The organism is Pseudomonas sp. DW-iso3, from assembly GCF_058725305.1.
The window spans coordinates 450,787-467,685 of the sequence record NZ_JBZXDZ010000001.1; the positions used below are offsets into that span (position 1 = coordinate 450,787).

The 16,899-nt window shown below is 64.0% G+C and carries 6 protein-coding genes and 1 pseudogene; 2 read left to right on the top strand and 5 right to left on the bottom strand.

The window, feature by feature from the left end; genetic code table 11:
- The first annotated feature begins 370 nt into the window (after positions 1-370).
- The gene (locus tag AC4PS7_RS02120) at positions 371-4,456 is read left to right on the top strand and encodes a hypothetical protein (protein ID WP_492179045.1); all 4,086 of its coding nucleotides are present in this window, start codon (positions 371-373) and stop codon (positions 4,454-4,456) included.
- Between the two features lie 42 nt (positions 4,457-4,498).
- Here the strand turns inward: AC4PS7_RS02120 and AC4PS7_RS02125 are convergent, their stop codons facing one another.
- From AC4PS7_RS02125 to AC4PS7_RS02135, 3 genes are all read right to left on the bottom strand, one after another.
- Positions 4,499-9,595 (bottom strand): dermonecrotic toxin domain-containing protein, encoded by a 5,097-nt coding sequence (locus AC4PS7_RS02125; RefSeq protein ID WP_492179046.1) that lies wholly within the window; start codon positions 9,593-9,595, stop codon positions 4,499-4,501.
- An 83-nt stretch (positions 9,596-9,678) separates the two neighbouring features.
- Entirely contained in the window at positions 9,679-12,780 is a 3,102-nt protein-coding gene (locus AC4PS7_RS02130) for a transglycosylase domain-containing protein (RefSeq protein WP_492179047.1), read from the bottom strand.
- Positions 12,781-12,891: 111 nt separating this feature from the next.
- Positions 12,892-13,521, bottom strand: a complete 630-nt coding sequence (locus tag AC4PS7_RS02135) for a hypothetical protein (RefSeq protein WP_047541302.1) — start codon at positions 13,519-13,521, stop codon at positions 12,892-12,894.
- A gap of 479 nt (positions 13,522-14,000) precedes the next feature.
- Between AC4PS7_RS02135 and AC4PS7_RS02140 the strand changes: the two genes are divergently transcribed.
- Positions 14,001-15,419, top strand: a complete 1,419-nt coding sequence (locus AC4PS7_RS02140; RefSeq protein ID WP_010212811.1) for an amino acid permease — start codon at positions 14,001-14,003, stop codon at positions 15,417-15,419.
- 96 nt (positions 15,420-15,515) lie between these two features.
- Here AC4PS7_RS02140 and AC4PS7_RS02145 read toward each other — a convergent pair whose 3' ends face one another.
- Positions 15,516-16,664 carry an OpgC family protein gene (locus tag AC4PS7_RS02145; protein ID WP_021492543.1) on the bottom strand — a complete coding sequence of 383 codons (1,149 nt, stop codon included), beginning with the start codon at positions 16,662-16,664 and terminating at the stop codon, positions 15,516-15,518.
- A gap of 132 nt (positions 16,665-16,796) precedes the next feature.
- A pseudogene (locus tag AC4PS7_RS02150) lies at positions 16,797-16,895 on the bottom strand (cupin domain-containing protein); the annotation flags it as partial.
- Positions 16,896-16,899 lie beyond the last annotated feature (4 nt).

Sequence of the window (16,899 nt, forward strand, 5' to 3'; positions counted from 1 at the left end):
CGAATCTTGCCCACACCGTTTATCCCGGATTGGCTGCAAGGCCTGTGTTGCCGGCGCGAGCAAACCATGCGTTCAAACCCGGTGACTGAAACCCTGAGCGCGGTGGACGCTTACCTCGCCGCCGGTGTTGTTCAACGGCCGCGACAACATTGCGCTCAAAGTCACCTGCAACCCACCGAAACTGGGGCTTGACGCCTTGCGCGTGGTACCCATGAGCGGCGCGCCGTATCGAGGACGAGTGAAGCCGGTGCGCATAAACCACACGTCACGGTGATCCGGGACTAACTGTCTACCGCCGTTGCCCATGGCTGCGGAACTAGTTTCCCAGGCTTGGGTGAGTCGTCGACTCACCAGGCAAGGAGCTAGTTTTGTGACACAAGCCAATCCCACGGCGCTGCTGCGTCAGACTCACATCGATACGATCCACGCCCTGTTCGCCGATCCACCGTCCCTGCAGGCGGTGGCCCAGGCCAGTGCCCAGGCCCATCTGGACGAGCACTTCGCGGCGCGTACACTGGCCGTCGAGCAGCTTTACCTGCGCACGCCGCTGGCGAGCCAAACCGGGACGTATGACTACACCGCGTTGGCGGACGCACTGGTGGCGCGGCTGGTCAATGGTGAACCGGTGCTCTACGTGCCGGGCCACCATGAGAGTGTCCAGCGGGTGGGGGATGACTATGAGCCGAGCACACTGGACGTGTTCGAGTGTGAAGTGCTGGTCAATGAGCGCGGCGCGCTGTTGTTGGCGTCTTACCGGGAGCAGTTGCAGGCCTGGTGGAAAACGCGCTGGTGGCCGCTGGTCGAGGCGTTGATGGGCGTCGTCAGCGATACGCCCAGGCAGCCTGGCATGAGCCAGCGCCATCTTGATACGTTCTTTTCACTGTCTTTCACCAACCCCGGCGGGGAGCTGACCGCTCCGGCCGGTCCGTTGCGTGTCTCTACGGTTCACCTGCGCCGCGAGGACGCGGGAGACGACGATTCGGGCGAAATCCTGCCCCTGTGGTTGCTCCAGGCAACGCATTCCACGGACATGGCACTCTACAGCCCGGCGATGGGCGTGCAGTTGATCGACCAGTTGGACGATATCGGGCCGTTGCTGGCCGATCACCTGAGCCCGTTGTTGGATGAACCGGCAGGTGAGTGGTTTGTCGTTGAGCACGCAGGCCTGGCCCCTGAATCGCTGGCAAGCGGTTACCTGGCACGCCAGTTGAGTGAAATTTCCGCCATCGACCCCACGGTGCGTAGAACCGCGCAACAGTATCAGGCGCTGCTCAATGCCATCACCGACACGCGTCGCTGGTTTGTGTCCCCCCTGACAGCGTTCGGACAAGGCGTTCACGAGGCCATCCCGGCGTGGCTGTTCAACGCCGCGCAAACTGATCGACTTCAATATGGGCGTCTGCTGGTCGAGCAGGTGCGCCACTTGAACCAGGGCGCGGGCAAGCGGTTTTTCCCCGAAGTCCCGTCTCTGGCGGCGTTTGCCGAAGCAGCGTTGCAAGACTGTCTGGACAACGAGCCACGCGCGGTCGAGCTCAAGGTCCTGGATATCCATGGGGTGTTCGGCCCGCCGAGCGCTGCGCCCCTTGAGTTGACCCTGACCGAGTGGGCGCTGGAAACCCTGGGCGGGTTCACGCCGAGCCCCACCACTGTCACGCTCAAAGGCGCCCCCGCACCCGCCTGGCTGACCGAGCCCTTGCTCAGAGACTGGCTGGTCAAAGCCGATATCGCCAAGACTTACGGCGCGGTTCTGAGGCAACGGTTGGCCAAGGGCAACGCCGCCAAAGACTGGGACCGGGACCTGGCCGGCGATCAGGTGCTGTCACAGCTGAAGATGCTGGCAATGGCATACAAAATCCAGGGACTGCACGGGCTGACCCAGCAGGGCTATCGCCTCATTAGCGAACGTGCCGCGGGGCTGCGGGCATCCTCCCGTCTGTTGCCGCTGACGCTCAAGGCCATGCCTCAAGGGCAGACGGCCGTTGTGCAGCACATGCACCTGTTGATGCCCCGGCAGGCGCCACCGGGCGCGTGCCTGTTGTATCGACCGCTGTTGAATCCGGTCATACAGGAATTTGCCTCGCTGGAGGATCTGCACGCAGCGATCAAGGCGCCTGGTGCCTTGCGCGACAGTGTCCTGGCATGGCTGCCGACGAGTCACCGAGCGGTGTTCGAGCCGCTGCTCAGCGCCTTGCCGGTCGATGACAACGCGGCGCTGGCGGTGGAGGTGAGCGAGGACCTCGAGTCGGTGCATTCCCTGCGCGAGGCGTTCTATCTCGCGCTGGAAACCTTGAGTGAATGGCCCGTATCGGGTGGTGATGCACGGCACTGGGCCTGCTTCAAAGAGGCAGGCTGGTCGCTGACCGATGGGCTGATGCCACTGGTGCAGGGCGTGGACACGCTGACCGGGTGGCTGGGGCAGTTGATGGGCACTGTGCGCCAGGATGTCGGGGCTACCACGGGTGTCGACGTGCTGGGCAACCTGGCGTGGGTGCTCGCGCAGCGGGTTTCGCCGGCCAACGTGCAGTTGCAACTGGACTTGTCAGCGTTGATGTTTGCGACGCCGCAGAGGGTGCAAAATCCGTTGGAGTTGACCCGTATCCCAGCGCCCAAGCAGTTCAAGCAGCCGGATAAATGGGGCTCCGTTCTCCGTGTGAAGGCGCTCATTCAGCAGGTTCGGCAACAGACGGATCTGCGTCTTGAAGAGTGGCAAGTGCTCTACGACGGCGCCGACAGCACGCGTGCTGAGGCTGAGAGCCGAGTGAGCGTGCTGTCCAGGCTGGTGGACAGCATTGCCGACAACCTTGCAGGTGTTGCGGCCGACCAGGTGCGTGAGCAATATCACCAGATTTTGCAGGTCAAGTTGAAGGCGCTGTCCCAGCAATTACACGCGCTCCGGCAGCTGCGCGCCCTGGCACCGCGCCTGGGCTATGAGGTGCAAGTCTGTGCGCTGCTTGAGTCTCTGGTGGGCACGGCACGCACCCTCGGTAGTCTGGAAGCACGCTACATCGCGTCACTCGATACCTCGCTGGCGTCGATGTCGCAAGAGCAAGTGAGCGAGAACCGGCGCAACCGCTTGGCCGCCTACAATGGGGCGATTCACTGGCGTGAACTGGAAAACCGTCACCTCGATGAGTTGACGGCGGTCATCGGCTGTGGCGCCGATAAGGGCCAGGCCCTCACGCTGGCCGTTGCGCCAGCCTCGGTGCTGGCACTGCAGGCGCAGCAGGTCCGGCGTTTGTGGCAGGCGGCCTGGCGCGCCGAGGATTCGGGAAGCGACGCGATGTTTGCCGGGATGCTGGCACAGACCCTTCAGCGCGTCGCGTGCGCGAGTCAGTCCCATGCAGGATTCATGGCGCTGACGCAAGCCGAGCGGATCGAGTTGTTCGACAGCGTGCTGCAGGTGTATGGCGATACCGCCGACCGGTTGGCGTTTTGCAGGGCCATTACGCCGCAAGCGTTTGATCTGGACTACCTGCATGAGCTTCAAACCTTGATCGACGAGTTGCACGCCACCGCCGAAAAAAATCTGCTGGAGGCGCTGGCGGACAACGCCCCGGCTGCAGCTGTCGGCGCGCCGCGCAACAGCCTGATTCGTACCCGCGGCGGCGACGTTTATCGGGGGCGTATCGTTGAGCCGACTCACGCACAGCCCGCGCGCATCGCTCAAGTGCATGACCGCGCGGATGAGTTGATTGCCTCCTTCAAACAGGCGGCCGATGGTTTGTGGGACCCGCTGGAGCGAGCACCCGCCACGCTCGGCTGTGCAAGGGCCGGCACCCTGGTTGAGATGATCGAGCACGGCAAGCAAACGGTGGCCGGTGTCGAGCGCATGATCGCCCAGGTGTTGAGGATGGTCCCCACGGCCAAAAGGGCTCATTCGCTGCAAGACGTCCTCGCAGTGCCGGCGTTTTTCTTGCTTGAGTGCGCCGAAGCGATGCGTCGCAAGTTGGCGCAAGCGAGCGCTGCCCGCTGGCCGGTGAAGCACCGCAGCACGGCGCAACGCATTGAAGCGGATTGGCGCGCGGCGGCGGCCCGTTTGTATGAACAGGGGGTGCATGCCAGGATCGCGGTGATCAAGGCACGCGCACCGGTCCAGGCCGGGGTCGACGCGCTCCTGGCGGGCCATGAGGTGCAGTTGGTCAACCGACCGGGGCGGTATCGGGTGGACGACGCTGCGGATGATTACGTGCAGTTCTGCCAGGTCGTGGACGTTCATACCCGACAGCCAGAGGGGTATATCCACCTGTACTATCAGCAGGCTGTCGGTCGGGACGACTTGTTTACCGCTGCGTATCTGAAGACCCCCGAGCAGCACCACGCGACCCGGCAAACCGAGCTGCCGCTGTCATTTTCGCGCTGGATGACCCCGACGGCGGCGACAATACTGGCCGACCATCGGCGTCAGGTCAGCCGGTCCCAGACCTGTCGCTGGATGGCCGATGCCGATACCCGCTGAGCAACGAGGGCAGGCGCGAACATGCTCGCGCCTGCACTGGCCTCACTGTGTGGGCAGAGGCTCGCGGTTACGGCGCAGGTGCGCCTTTTTCAGCGCCTCGCGTGTCAGGCCGCGCATCCATTCCTTCTCGTTGTAGCCCAGGTCATTGAGCAGGCGGTTGTACAGCGCGTCGCTGATCGGCGTGTCGGCGAACACCACGCTTTCCTGCGTGTGCAGTTCGTCGGCCAGGGCCTTGAGCTGTTCCCTGAGCCGGGCTTTCTGCTGCGGCTCCTGTTCGGCATGCCATTGCGACTGCAGGGTTTGAAGGTCGTCCAGGCGGTAGAACTTCTCGGTGTATTCGGTGAGATTCTGTTGATAAAGGCTGTCGTAGGTTTCCTGCAGGAAGGTCTCCCAGTACGGCTCCAGTAACATCTGGTTGACCAGGCCATCGCCCCGGCCCAACTCCATGACGCTGATGCGCGCCTGTTGGATACGGCTCGCGCTGACGTCGGCGGTGTCGCGGTAGAGCATATGGTCCGACAGCCAGGGCAGGTCCAGCTCGTTGGCCAACGAGGTCTGGTAGGCCAAATGGATGTCCACTTCGTCCACCTCGCCCGCTTCGCCGTTCAGCACTTCTGAGCGCAGGCGCTGGCCTTCGCCGCCGCCCGCTTTGGGTCGCAGACGCCGGGCGACTTCTTCCTGGGCCACCTGATTGAGCTGCTTGAGCCGCGCCGCGCCCTTGGCCAGGGTCACCAGGCGGCCTTCGAGTTCAGGCAAGGTCGTTGAAAAACGCCGCGCTTCGCTGGCCATGACCTCGATCCCCATTTCATTGAAAATTTGCGCGCCGCCATCGCCACACAAGCCGGGGAAGCTCGACAGCTTGAACAGGCGCTCGCGCAGGGCGCTGTCGGCGTGGGCGGCGTTGATCAAGCGCCAGACCCGCTGGGTCAACCCGGCCTGGTTGGCGGCGTGGCGCTGCCGGTCTTGGGGGTTTTCAAAGAACTCGGGGGGCTCCAGGTACTTGATAACCTCAAAAAAGCCTTGGGAGCCGTGCTCGTCTTCGACGGCGTCCCACAGGTGCTCGCGCACCACGCGGGTGCCCGCATCGGCGTCTACCAGCCACGGGTCGCTGTTGCCCTGCGGTTCATAGGTGCGATACGGGTCCAGCCCGGCCTCGGTGCGGTAGCGTTCGTACAGGGCGCGCTGATCGTCGTTCAGCGTGTGGCGGTCCAGCCGCGTGCGCGCCACGGTGCGCGCGGCCGTCGGCTCGGCGGTCAGTGCGGGCAGGGTGGTGATCGGGTTGCCGCTCAGGTTCAGGTCGAACAGCTCGTTCCTGGCGTGCGCGAACAGGCCGATGGGCCATTGGTGGATTTGCGTGTGGTTCAAGTCGAGGCGGCGCAGGTTGGGCATGCGCGTGATATCCGGTGCGGCGGTGAGGGGGTTGTGGTCCAGAATCGCAATGTGCAGGCGCCGCAGATTGCGCAGGCGCGTCACGTCTTCTGGGAACAGCACCATGCGGTTGTTCGACAGGTTCAGGTTGCGCAACTGCCGCAGCGCCGTCAGTTCGACCGGCAAGCTCGTCAGGTGGTTGTGGCTCAGGTCCAGGGAGCGCAGCGCCGGGAAGTGTTTGAGCAAACCGCAATGGGATTGCCCGACGCTGCTCTGGCTCAGATTCAGGAACGTCACATGTTCAAAATTGACGGTCAGCGCGGGCAGCGACTCGGGTAACGGCATGCCGTCCAGATCGACCCGCGCGCCGGATTGGGTCCTGCCCCAATCGTCGGTGTATTCGGCGTAGCGTTCGCCCCAGCACTGTTCCAGCAGGAGGGCCAGGCGTCTGCGGGCGGCCAGTTGTTGCCGTTCCTGGGCGCTGCCTTTGGGGTGATGGGTGGGCGATTGCTTCCAGGTGTGCAGCTGGGTGTTCAGGGTGTGTTTCTGCAAGGTCAGTTCGTTCAGGGTGCTGCTCAATTGGTCGGCGGGGATGTCCTCGATAAAGCGGTTCAGGCGTTGCTCGCTGAGGCTCGGAAACAGGCGTTGCAGGACGTCCCTGGCAAACGCCGTGTGGTTCTCGGCCGGGGCGGGGCGGCAGCGGCTGAGCAGCGGGCCGCCGAGCAATTGCGCGGTTTCCCGCTCCATGACGCGGTGGGTGTCGGGCCCGGCGAGGACCTTGCGTCGCTCGGCCAGGGGTTCAAGGTGGGTCATCAGCCAGTGCTTGAAGTCTTCGCCCTCGCCGGGTTGGTAGCCCAGGGCGGTGCGTGGCTCGCTGGGCAGTGCGAGCAACACGGCTTCATACAGGCTGGCCGGGCGGTGTAACGGTTGGCCGGCATTGTCGTAGACCGAATAGCCCAGGCGGGTGTGAACCAGCACCCGGCGTGTGGCAGCCGTGTCCGAACCGGCCTGGCTGCGCAGGGAGCCCGTGACCGTGGCTTCGCGGATTTCAAGGTGCAGATCGGTGAGCGCATCGGTATTGAACAGCAGGCTCTTGAGCAGCAGGTGTTCAGTCGCCGGGTTGGGCATGGCCGGTGGATAAAAGCCTTCGTAGGCATGCACCGAGTCAGCCGCCAGCTGCAATTCGCTGGCTTGATTGCGCAGGCGCAGGGGCGCATGCCGGTCGTTCGCCAAGGCCTCGCGTTCGTGGGGACGGGCGCGCTCCAGCAGGCGGCGGGCCAGGCTCAGGTCGAGGTCGGGATGGTCCCGGCGCAGGCCGATGATGCCGGGGGCGTCGCTCTGTTCGCGGGCGCGGTAGACCGCCGGGGCGATATCGCGGCTCTGGCTCAGTACGTAGTTGGCCAGCAGATCGCGCAATGCTTGTACCCGCTGCGATTCCGGCACTTCGGCGCCGAGCAGGAGGGTGATCGCCGCTTCATCGAGAAAGCCCAGCACCCGCTCCGGCAAGTGCCCGGACAGCACGTCGCCGAGGCTGATGCGCAAGGTGTCGGCGGGGCCGGCTTGCGCGGCGCCGTAGCGGTGCGAGCTGCCGCTCAGGTCGGGCTTGAGGAACACTTGCAGCGCTTTGTCCTGGGGCCAGCCATCGAGTTCGGTGACCATTTGCTCGAACCAATCCGAGCTGGGGTCGGCGCTCAAGGCTTGCCCCGCACGGATTCTGTCACTGGCGACCTGGATCGATTCGGCCGCTTCGAGGCGTTTGAGGCCGGCATCGAGGAGCGGCGGCAGCGCTTCGTTGTGCTCGTACACACGACGCAACGCGCCGTCTTCGGTGGCGCTGGCGACCCTGAGCTGTTCCAGTTGGGTGTCACTGAACGGTTGCACCCGATGCCCGAGACGCCGCAGCAGCCGCGGGCGCTCCCAGGTGCGCGGGCGTTCGCCCTCGTGGGTCACGGCGCCGTCGCCATTCAATTGCAGGCGCGGCCGGTAGGCGTCCGCGCGTTCGGGGTGGACCACGCGGTGCACGTCGCTGAGCGGGTCGTAATGCACCTCCAGGTGATGGCCGTCCAGCGCCAGCAGGGTTTTGCCTTGGTGTGTGTGCAAGCCCGAGGGCGCGGGAGTCGAGCCTTCGGGGATCAGGTCTTGCTGGGCGAACGCGCTGATATCCGGGTTCCACAAGCGCCGTGAGCCGTCGGCCCGTTGCACCGGCACCAGGCCCTCGACAAACGGCGAGAGCTTGAGCCGCGCCAACTGACCGATGCTGGCGCCCGCCGCGAACAGGGCGAACTGGATCACGCTGTCGGCCACCCCCACCACATGTTCCCAGGCTTCGGTGCGCAGGCCTTCGCTCCAATCGACGATGCCTTCGAACACCTCGTCCATGACCTGGTACGCGCTGTAGACCAGCATCAATTCGCCGAGTACCGGCACGAAGGGCGTGACCACCAGCAACGCCGCGTTGAGGATGTCGGCGAGCATCTGCTCCAGGTTGTCCCACCAGGCCCAGCGGGCACGGCGGTCGACGTCGACGGTGGACAGCGCGATGTTGCGTGCGTCGTTGACGATTTTGTTCAGTTGGGTGCGAAACAGGTAGTCCCACAGCGTATCGGCGGCCGGCGAAGGCGGGCGTTGGCGATAGTCGTCCTGCCAGGCGTGCAGGCTGAAGTGCAGGTTGGGATCGCTGATCGGCGTGTCTTGCCAGCTCGGCCCGCTGTCGGTGGGCTGTTTCTGATGCCATTGGATGTGGCTCAGGCGCGCATTGATCCCGGCGAAAAAGGCCGCGCGTTTGGCATGGGGCACGAACTGGCTGAAGAACACTTGGTAGCGCGCCTTATCCCGCAATTGGCGGGTCAGTTCCTGCATGAACGCCTGGGGCGAAGGGTATTCCTTGAGCGGGTGCGCGGGGTCTTCGGCGACGTAGGCGATCACCCGCGGGCTGGGCGCGGCGATAAACAGCACGATGCCCACCAGGGCGATGTTCATCACGCTGAGGGTGTAGGCCTGGAGCGCGGCGCCGTCGAGCCGCGGGGTCGGCTGGTCGTCCACCAGATTGAGCATCGCGGCATGGGCATCGGGCTTCAGGTCGGCCTTGGCCAGGGCCAGGTGCGCGGCGCTTTTCAGCGCGGCCTTGTGGCGTGCCGTGACTTCGCCGTGCAGGGTGCGGGCGAGTGCCGGGTTCTTGAAACCGAGGGCCTGGCTGAGCTTGAGTTGATACTGCGCGCCGATATCCAGCTGGCGGCAAATGTCTTTGAACTGTTGCGCGGTGAGCCGCGTGCCGCTGCGGCGGTGGGTGATCGAGAGCACGTCGCGTTGCCCGCGCGCATCGGTCGGACCGAGGAAGGCGAAGTCGAGAAAAGTCTGGTCGGCGGCGAAGTTGTACAGCGCCGCATCGAGCAACGAAAAGGTCTTGCTCACCTGGGCGCCGGTCACATTGAGCTTCCACCCACTTGTCTTGGCGTCGACGTAGAGGCGCAGGTAGGTGTTGCGTACATCCAGGTTGCCGTAGTCGCGCAGGGCGTGTTTGAGCAAGGGTTCGGCGAAGGCGTACACGTCGTTCAAGCCGGCGAGGCGTTGGTCCAGGCGGTTTTGTTGTTGCCAATGCTCGGCAATGGCGGCCTTGAGCGGGGCTGGCGCGGTCAGGTGTTTGACGCCTGCGGCTTTCAGTGCGCCGAGGCGTCCCGGCGTGGCGTGGGTGAGCCAGTCTGGCAGGGCGTCGCGGATGTGTGTGTAGTGGGCGCCGTGGAAGGCGCTGTTGGGTTGGGGTAATTCGGGCACGGATCAGGTCCTGTCAAAGGGTGATCCAGGAGTGTGTTCAACGCTGCCGCGCTGGGGTGGCAGATAGGTAGTGCAGCCGCGCGTCAGTGTTTGCCCGCCAGGCACAACGCCGGGTCGCCCGGTTGCAGCAGCGGGTTGAGCAGCGGCGCCATGCCCTTGAGCACCTGCACCGGCAAGGCCGAGGTGAAGGTGAAGTGCTGCGCCGACGCCCCCGGCACAAACGCGGTGAGGGTGCCGAAGTGATGGGCGCCGATGTAGAACACGAAGGTCGCGGTGCGGTTGATCGATTTGGAACTGAGCATGCGCCCGCCGGCCCCCATGGCTTCGATGCGGTTATCGCCGGTACCGGTTTTGCCGCCCATCGCCAGCGCAGTGCCGTCGGCCAGTTTGAAGCTGCCGGCCACGCGCTTGGCGGTGCCGGCGTCGACCACTTGCGACAGCGCGCCGCGCAACGCCGTGGCAACTTCACTGCGCAGCACCCGTTTGCCACGGTTCGGGTCGTTGGCGACGTGGGTTTCGTAGGGCGTGCCGCGGGCGAATTGCAGGCTGTCGATACGCAACACGGGCAGGCGCACGCCGTCGTTGAGGATGATCCCCATCAGTTCCGCGAGAGCGGCGGGGCGGTCGCCGGAGCTACCGATGGCGGTGGCCAGCGACGGCACCAGGTGGTCGAACGGGTAGCCCACGGCCTGCCAGCGCTGGTGGATATCGAGGAACGCTTCGATCTCCAGCATGGTGCGGATCCGGCTGTCGCGCGCACTCTGGTGACGGCTCCTGAACAACCAGCTGTAGACCTCTTGGCGCTCGAATTCACTGGCTTTGACGATCTCGTCGAAGGTCGCTTCGGGGTGGTTGAGCAGGTAGCCCAGCAACCACAGGTCCAGCGGATGCACCTTGGCGATATAGCCCTGGTCCGGCAGGTCGTAGGCGCCGGGGCCGTAGCTCTGGTAGAGCCGTTCGAGGCGCTCGTCGGTGAGCTTATCGGTGGTTTTCAGGTTTTTCAGGTGCGAGCGCACGAAGCCGTTGAAACTTTCCTGGCTGGCCTGGGGCAGCAGGTAGCGGTGGACGGCGGCCAGGCGGATCGCGGTGGGGTGCAGGCTGTCCATGAAAGTGTCGAGCCGGGCCTGGGTGTCTTTGTGGCGGTATTTTTTCCAGAACTTGAGCAGGAACGCGGTGCCTTCATGGTCGGCGAATTTGGCCAGGTATTCCTGGCGGCGCGGGTCGTTGTCGTCCTTGAGCAGGCGCGCACTGTTGTTTTCGCCAGAGTAAGTGGTGTAGCGCACCAGGTCGCGCATCAGGCGAATGAACGGCAGGTTGATCGACTCGCGCAGGGCATCGCGCAAGGTCGGGTTGCGGCCGTTGTCTTCGTTGCGAAAGTTATGGAAGCGATGCAGGCCGCCGCCGGTGAAAAACGCCTCGCCGGGGTTGGCCGAGTAGGTGCGGTCGAGGGCGGCGTCGAGCATCTTCGCCAGGTCGCGGTCGCTGTGCTGGGTCAGGTAATTCAGCGCCCAGCGCGAGAGCACATCCTGCTCGGGCAGTTCGACGTTTTTCAGCTCGGCGGGCGTGCGTGCCTGATAGCGTTCATGCAGCTCGGTGATGATTTGCAGGTAGGTGGTCAGCACCCGCAGTTTGGCGGTGGAGCCCAGTTCCAGCTTGCTGCCTTCGTTGATGTCGAACGGCTGGTCGGTGTTGTCGGTCTGCACCCGCACGCGTGCGCCATCGGGTGTCAGTTCGTAGAGGGTGAAGCTGTAGCGCACCTGCGGCGTGCTTTGTGGCGTCAGCAGGCGCGGGCCGAGCAGGCCCATTTGCGCGGCGAACGTCGGGTCGGCCAGGTGCTTGAGGTAGTCGGTGGCCTGGGTTTGCAGCGCGTAGTGCAAGGTGCTGGTGGCCGACAGGTCGAGGCGGTCGAGGTCATACAGCGAGCGGTCGAGCAGGCTGGCGAGACGGCTGCGGGCGACGTTGATGGCCTTGTTGGTTTCCACTGGCTGGACGGTCGGCTGCTGCTGCCAGTCGCGGTAGGTCACCGAGCTGGCGAGGGCGGCGGCGGACAACGTGGCGGGGATCACCTGGTTCTGCGCGAGCAGGCGCAGATGGCTGTCGGTCAATTGCGCCAGTTCTTCGCGGCCTTTGGTCAGGTAGTGCGAGGGCCGGCGTTGGGCAATCATCAGCGACAGCACCTGGCGCAGGGCCAGGCCACGTCTGGCCAGGCTCGCCGGGTCTTGCGCGCTGTCGCTCAAGGCCTGATTGACCTGGTTGAAGTCGGCGCCGTACCAGACCCGCAGGCCTTCGGCCAAGCCATGCACTTCGCCGTGGCCCGGCACGGCGGACAACGGCACGCTGTTGAGATAGTCGCGCACGATATTCTGCCGACTGACCAGGGTGTCCGGCCCGGCCTGGTAGGCCCGGACGCTGGCGGACAGCATCTGGCGAATTTTCTCGCCGCCGGACACGGTCAAGCCGTCGGGCGAATGGCGATATTTTTCCAGCTGCGTGGCCAGGGTGCTGCCGCCGGCGGTCTGCCCCGGCAATTGCACGAGCTTGGCCACTTGCGACCAGGCGGCCTTGGCAAAGCGCGGCCAGTCCACCGACGGGTTGGCCAGCGGTTGCGTGGGGTCGAGCAGGTCGCGGTCTTCAATGAACAACAGGCTCTGCACCACCAGCGGCGGGATTGCGGCGAAGCGGGTGTAGAGCTGTTGCGGGTAGGTGAAGGTGTACAGCGGCGCGGCGCGGCAATCGGTGATGCTCAGGCCCGCCTGGACTTTTTCTGCGTAGGGCACGAACAGCCCGCGCTCGGCATAGTCCATCAACGCCGGTGAGAAGCGCGTTTGTGCCTGGATCAAGTAATTGCGCTTGAGCAGGCGCGGCAGGAATTCGTTCAGCGCGCTGTAGCCCAGGCGCCGGTCGAACGGGCCGTCGCCGGGATACACGATGGCATCGCTGGCGCCGGGTTCCAGGCGATAACTGAGCGATGCGGCCAACGGGCTCAGGTAGCGGGCCTGCAGGCGCGAGGTGCGCATTTCCACGCTGGCGGCCCAGCCCAGCGCGCATAGGGCGAGCAACAGCACCAACCACACCAGTCGCCACCACGCTGTTCGCGTGCGGGCGCTGTGTGGCAATGGCGGTTGATCCGGGCTGTCAGGTGGCAGCGCAGCCTGCTTCGAATCGGTTTGCCATAAAGCGCCCATAGTCGATTGATCCATTGACGTAGATTGATCGGACTTGGGTGAAGCTTAGTCGTTAGTTGCGAAATGTGTCGGTTCACGGCGGTGGGCGTTTCACTGCGCTGCGTAGCAGGGTCAGCCAGTTGCGGTCGTTGGCGCGGCCCCAACGCTAGGTGCCGTGGTCGTTGAATAACACCGAAATGTCCGCCAGGTGCCAGGCGAATAGTTTGATGTTGAGCTCGCGAAGGTATTCGCTTGCCGGGCAGACGATGGCCGCCCAGGGTCACATATCCACAGGCCCCTCCAGCCCGCTTCGCTGAAGTCCAACGTCGAACCCAATGTCGGGGGCGTTATACCCACCACCACAAACGCGTGAGCCGGTGGGCTGGTGCCCCAAACACGCGAGGCACCGCCGTTGAAACGGATCAATTCGTTCGCCACATGGGCCATCTGGTCGCAATTGCCCGCGCCGGTCTTGAGGATCACTTCGGTGTAGCTGGGCTGCCCGGCCCGGCTGCACTGCCACATCACCTGCGATTCGGCGATGGACAGCCGTTCCAACTCGTCGACCCCCACCCCCGCGACGTTGGACGGGCCGATGCCGGTGGCCTTGACCATTGATCGAGCGCCCGAGTGGCACGCCCAAGCCCGCCAGCTCCACCAGCTGGCGCATGGTCCAGGCCTGCAAGTGTCGCTGATCAATTGGCCATCGGCGGCCAGGCGTTGCGTTCGACCTTGCTGGAGTACGTCGAAGGGGGTTGGCATGGGGAGATCCTTTCGCTGGGATTGCCGTCCTGGCAATCGGAGTGTCCCATGGTGAATGGACGTCCTGGCCGCTGATAGGGCGATGCTTCTCGTCCGACCGTGGCCGGCTTCCGCATTGCCTGCCTGATGGTCTGAAAGCATTGAAGCAGAGCCTTCCGCTGGGTATATACGGCCTAGGTAGGGGCATGACGCTGCACCAAAGCTGTGCAATACTCGGCGCGCATCAAACGGAGAAAAACCCTCCGCTATCCAGGTAATGCCCCTCCATGAAAGCGGCTTTTACCGCGACTTCTCGCTGAATCTTGGCGTTTATTGAGTGAAAAACCCTGGGTTGGGCTTTTTATACTGCACCCCCGCTGATCTGGCCGTGCCAGACGTGTTGGCCCATGAGGCCGGCACGGTGTAGGGCGTCATGGCAGACCCGCCGTGGCGCCGAGCACTCGGTGATCAATCCAATAACAAGACGAGGTTGTACCCCTATGCCAGTTGGCAACCACCTGCCCCATGGCGAGACCGCTCAGGGCGGCCCGCTGAAACGTGAACTGGGTGAGCGGCATATTCGCCTGATGGCCCTCGGCGCCTGCATCGGTGTCGGCCTGTTCCTGGGCTCGGCCAAGGCCATTGAAATGGCCGGCCCGGCGATCATGCTGTCCTACATCATTGGCGGCCTGGCGATCCTGGTGATCATGCGCGCCCTCGGCGAGATGGCGGTGCACAACCCCGTCGCCGGCTCCTTCAGCCGTTACGCCCAAGACTATCTCGGCCCGTTGGCGGGCTTTCTCACCGGTTGGAACTACTGGTTCCTGTGGCTGGTGACCTGCGTGGCAGAAATCACCGCCGTGGCCGTGTACATGGGCGTCTGGTTTCCCGACACGCCGCGCTGGATCTGGGCCCTGGCGGCCTTGATCAGCATGGGCAGCATCAACCTGATCGCGGTCAAGGCCTTTGGTGAGTTCGAGTTCTGGTTTGCCTTGATCAAGATCGTCACCATCATTGCGATGGTGATCGGCGGCGTCGGCATCATCGCGTTCGGCTTCGGCAATGACGGCGTGGCGCTGGGTATCTCCAACCTGTGGGCCCACGGCGGCTTTATGCCCAACGGCGTGCAAGGCGTGTTGATGTCCCTGCAAATGGTGATGTTCGCCTACCTGGGTGTGGAGATGATCGGCCTTACCGCCGGTGAAGCGAAGAACCCGCAGAAGACTATTCCGAGTGCCATCGGCTCGGTGTTCTGGCGCATCCTGCTGTTCTACGTGGGGGCGTTGTTCGTGATCCTGTCGATCTACCCGTGGAATGAAATCGGCACCCAGGGCAGCCCGTTTGTGATGACGTTCGAACGGCTTGGCATCAAGACCGCCGCCGGCATCATCAACTTTGTCGTGATCACCGCCGCGCTGTCGTCTTGCAACGGCGGCATTTTCAGCACCGGGCGCATGCTTTACAGCCTGGCGCAGAACGGCCAGGCACCGGCCACGTTCGCCAAGACCTCCAGTAATGGCGTGCCGCGCAAAGCGCTGCTGTTGTCGATCTTCGCGTTGTTGCTGGGGGTGTTGCTCAACTACCTGGTGCCGGAGAAAGTCTTCGTCTGGGTGACGTCCATCGCCACCTTCGGCGCGATCTGGACCTGGCTGATGATCCTGCTGGCGCAGCTCAAGTTCCGTAAGAGCCTGAGCCCGGCGGAACAGGCGGGACTGAAGTACCGCATGTGGCTGTACCCGGTCAGTTCCTACCTGGCGCTGGCGTTCCTGTTGCTGGTCGTGGGCCTGATGGCGTACTTCCCGGACACCCGCATCGCGCTGTATGTCGGCCCGGTATTCCTGGTGCTGCTGACGGTGCTGTTCTACGTGTTCAAGTTGCAACCGACCCAGGTTGCTCAGGGCGAAGCCCGCCCGGTCTAATGGCAAACACTGTGTGGCGAGGGAGCAAACTCCCTCGCCTCCTTTTGCAAGTGCCCGATTCGGGAAAGCGCCGCACCACCAACGCGGCTGCCTGGGTTAACCAGTGGATGACGGCATGGCTAAGACGCGGCGGTCTTGCAGTGACTTATCCAGCCGCTTGTTGAACTCCAGCCAGGCTGCCAGCAGCCCCATCAGCACCACGCCCACTGTTGCACTGAACAACTGCATGGCCAGCGCATCGCCCGCGAGGGCATTGAGCATGTCCGCCAACGGCGCCAGCAGCACACCGAGGCAGAACACCTCCAGGGAATAGCGGCCCATGCGGCAACTTTGTTGCGCCAGCCAGTGGCGGGTCCAGCCCATGCCAGGCAAAAGCTTGGCGGTAACATAGGCCAGGGCCAGGAAGTGCAACAGGCGCACGGGTGACAGGTCCGTCTTGCTGATGGGATACAACAGGTCGCTGAGCGGCGATGGCATCCACGCGTCATGCACCTCGGGCCAGCGCCAGGAAATCGTGATGATCCCGGCCATGACCGAGTAGACCGCCGCTGCGACGAACAACGGCTGGCGCAGCAGCCCACGCGTCTCGACAGGACGTGGCTGGCGCGCATGAATCGCCGCCGCGCCGCCGAGCACGAACAGCAATTGCCAGGTGACGGGATTGAAATACCACACGCCATCGGCAATCGCCCGCAGGTTCCAGCCCATCCACGGTGCCAGCAGGTACACAGTCAACGAAACGCCCACCACCGCCCAGGTCTTGCGCAGCAGCAGCGGCAGCACCAACGGCAAACCGCTCAACAGCACGATGTACAGCGGTAGCGGGTCCATCAGGTTGGGCTTGAAGCGCAGCAGCAACTCATCGGTGAGCGCCTGTTGCGGGTGGGTGACGAAGTGCGTCAGTCCCATCTCCTCGACAAGGTCGCGGGTTTCCACATGACTGTTGGCGAAGAACACGATGCCCATCAGCATCGCCAGCAGGAAGATATGCACCACGTACAGCACCCAGGCGCGCCGCAGGATCTTCAACGAGGCAATCCAGTAGCCGTCGCGCTGCAGGATCTTGCCGTAGGCCAGTACGGCGGCGTAGCCGGCGAGAAAAACAAACACCTCCGCGGCATCGCTGAAACCGATGTTGCGCAAGGTGATCTGGCCGAGGGGGTTGTGGGGGACGTGATCCCAGAAAATGAAGATCAACGCCAGGCCCCGAAAAAAATCGATGCGTGGGTCGCGTCCGTTCAGCATGGCAGCGGGCTCTTGTACGAAAGGTTTAGTAATGACAGGCGAACGCGGGTGAAGTCGTACGCCGCACGTCGGGCGGGGGCAGGTTGGCGTTATTCGTAAGTAATTGCAAAGGTTGGGTATTACTGGATGTCTCTAGACATCCAGGGTAACCAGAGTGCCTTGGCTGCCTGCATGCACGGCATGGGCGGTGCCGGCTTCCACCAGATACATCTGACCCGCGCCGACCCTGATCCGC

What these genes read in the sequence shown, in the direction of transcription:
- AC4PS7_RS02130 (WP_492179047.1), bottom strand. Translation starts at nt 12,780, where the DNA reads ATGGGCGCTTTATGGCAAACCGATTCGAAGCAGGCTGCGCTGCCACCT.
- AC4PS7_RS02135 (WP_047541302.1), bottom strand. Translation starts at nt 13,521, where the DNA reads ATGCCAACCCCCTTCGACGTACTCCAGCAAGGTCGAACGCAACGCCTG.
- AC4PS7_RS02140 (WP_010212811.1), top strand. Translation starts at nt 14,001, where the DNA reads ATGCCAGTTGGCAACCACCTGCCCCATGGCGAGACCGCTCAGGGCGGC.
- AC4PS7_RS02145 (WP_021492543.1), bottom strand. Translation starts at nt 16,664, where the DNA reads ATGCTGAACGGACGCGACCCACGCATCGATTTTTTTCGGGGCCTGGCG.